General features: G+C 46.9%; 3 protein-coding genes. 2 read left to right on the top strand and 1 reads right to left on the bottom strand.

Features of this window, described 5'->3' with window-relative positions:
- A partial coding sequence (locus ABY436_RS19845; protein ID WP_372740655.1) for an AMP-binding protein occupies positions 1 to 865 on the top strand: 865 nt, incomplete at its 5' end.
- On the top strand, positions 862 to 2,097 hold the full coding sequence (locus ABY436_RS19840) for a pyridoxal-dependent decarboxylase, exosortase A system-associated (protein ID WP_372740654.1): 1,236 nt from the start codon (positions 862 to 864) through the stop codon (positions 2,095 to 2,097). The genes ABY436_RS19845 and ABY436_RS19840, both read left to right, overlap by 4 nt.
- A gap of 2 nt (positions 2,098 to 2,099) precedes the next feature.
- Here ABY436_RS19840 and ABY436_RS19835 read toward each other — a convergent pair.
- Positions 2,100 to 2,682, bottom strand: a 583-nt coding sequence (locus tag ABY436_RS19835) for a hypothetical protein (protein WP_372740653.1), incomplete at its 5' end; no start/stop codon positions are given.

Raw genomic sequence — 2,682 nt, 5'->3', positions numbered from 1 at the left:
CTTGCCCAGAGATGTGGTTAAGGCAACAGCCCGCTACCAGATTACTGGTTTAGCAGCGGTTCCCCCATTATGGAATCAACTGGCTGAGCTGGAATGGCCAATTGAAGCGAAACAATCGCTGCGTTATCTGACTAACAGCGGCGGTGCTATGCCCGTTGCAACCACACAAAAATTAACGGCATCACTGCCAACCACCGACTTTTACCTGATGTACGGGTTAACCGAAGCATTTCGTTCTACTTACCTGCCACCCGATCAGGTATCGATACGGCCAGAGTCGATGGGCAAGGCTATCCCAAATGCGGAGATCCTGGTACTCAGAGAAGATGGCAGCGAATGTGCGCCGGGCGAACCGGGCGAGTTAGTGCATCGTGGCTCTTTGGTCGCCATGGGCTATTGGAATGATCCGGCAAAAACAGCAGAACGCTTTAAAGCCATTCCCGGGCGTCATCCAGAACTGCCTTTAACCGAGATTGCCGTATGGTCGGGTGATCAGGTACGCAAAGATGAAGAAGGTTATCTGTACTTTATCAGCCGCAAAGACGAGATGATAAAAACCTCTGGTTATCGTGTCAGCCCTACAGAAGTAGAAGAGGTACTGTATAGTTCAGGGTTGATAAAAGAGGTAGCCGCGCTCGGCATTGCGCATCCCTTATTAGGCCAGGCCATTTTACTGGTCGCGGTTCAAAACGAAACCATCACCGATAAAGATCTGCTTATGCACTGCCAGAAACAGTTACCCAACTTTATGTTACCTAAAAAAATTCTGTTTGTAGACTCATTGCCGCGCAACCAGAACGGCAAAATTGACCGTAAAAGCCTTTCCACTGTACATAAAGACATCTTCCAGGAGACAGCGTCTTGAAAAAAGAAGCCCCTAAACATGCCCATATGGATTGGTTTCCGGTCATTGATAACTGCCTGCACGCTGGCGGACAGTCTATTACTCGCTTAGCCGCCCGCGTAGGCCAGACACCCTTTTACGTTTACGATCGCAGCATAATGACGCAAAAAGTCGAGCTACTACGCGAAGTGCTACCTCAGGGGTTACATCTACACTATGCAATGAAAGCCAACCCAATGCCTGCCGTAGTACAGCATCTATCTCAACTGACGGATGGTATTGATGTCGCCTCTGTCGCAGAGATGCAGGTAGCGCTGAACACCGGTATCGATCCACTGACGATAAGTTTTGCCGGCCCGGGTAAAAATGATGCAGAGCTAAGATCAGCCATTGCAGCCGGCATCATTATCAACATGGAATCTGAAGGCGAGATGGAGCGTATAGCGCAAATCGGTGAATCACTGGATATCCTTCCACACGTCGCAATTCGTGTTAATCCTGATTTCGAATTAAAAACATCGGGCATGAAGATGGGCGGCGGGCCAAAACCCTTTGGTGTAGATGCCGAACGCGTTCCAGAGATGCTAAAGCGCTGTGGCGAGTTAAACCTGAATTTCAAAGGATTTCATATCTTCAGCGGTTCACAAAATCTGCGTCCTGAAGCCATTATAGAAGCCCAGACAAAAACCTTTGCGTTAGCCTATCGGCTAGCAGAGTTTGCGCCACAACCCATTACCTGGCTGAATATTGGCGGAGGCCTGGGGATACCTTACTTTCCCGGTGAAGAAATACTGCCGCTAGATGCAATTGCCGACAACCTGAAGCCGTTAATAATTGAAGCACAGGCACGCCTGCCTGAAGCCGAAATTGTGATGGAGTTAGGTCGCTACTTTGTCGGAGAAGCCGGGATTTACGTCTCTGAAGTGGTCGAATGTAAAGAATCACGCGGCGAAAAGTTCGCCATTACCAATGGCGGCCTGCATCATCATCTTTCAGCCTCTGGCAACTTCGGACAAATCATTCGAAAGAACTACCCTGTATGCGTGGCCAACCATGTAAATAGCGATACCAAAGAAAAAGTCAGTGTAGTCGGGCCATTATGCACACCGCTGGATATCATTGCCGATAAAATGCAGCTACCAGAGATCCAGATCGGCGACTTGATAGCCGTTTTTCAATCCGGAGCCTATGGATTTACCGCCAGCCCGAGGGATTTTTTAAGTCACCCTCATCCGTTGGAAATATTGGTTTAACTTCAATTATTGTCTATCTTTACATTAAAGCGCTTCAGTAGCGCTTTTTCATTTACAAGACGCTCCGATACATTATCAGGACTCAGTTCAAACTCGGCGTTCCTGGTCATAACATGTTCAATAATAACGTCGCCAAGTTCCTCACGATAATGCGAAGGCTCCCAGTACCATGCCATAAAGACTCCGCGTTCTGTTGGTACAGCCTCAATGCTATACCTATTAAAACCGCTGAAGTCCAAAAGCCGATTTTTCGAAAAGTACCCAACCTCTGATAGCTGTTTTACCAACTCCTTTTTCCATTCCAGATACAAGTCAAAGTGCCCGCTGCTCTCTAAAATATGCAGATACTCTTGGTGATAAGGGCTGATAAACAGATCCAGCTGAATACCTTTCTTTTCTAGCTCTTTGAATAACAAAAACAAAGTATTAAAACCAGTTGATACGCCTGTTGAATCATAAAGCACGAAATCTTGCCCTGTAAGCCACTTACGTAAACTTTGTTCTTTCTCCTCAAAGAGAGCCAAAATACCTTCATTATTAACTATGGGTATAAATCCATCCGCTTGATTGAATCCATCAAGCCTT

The organism is Neptunomonas sp., from assembly GCF_041601355.1.
GTDB lineage: Bacteria > Pseudomonadota > Gammaproteobacteria > Pseudomonadales > Balneatricaceae > Neptunomonas.
This window is presented reverse-complemented; position numbering and strand designations above follow the sequence as displayed.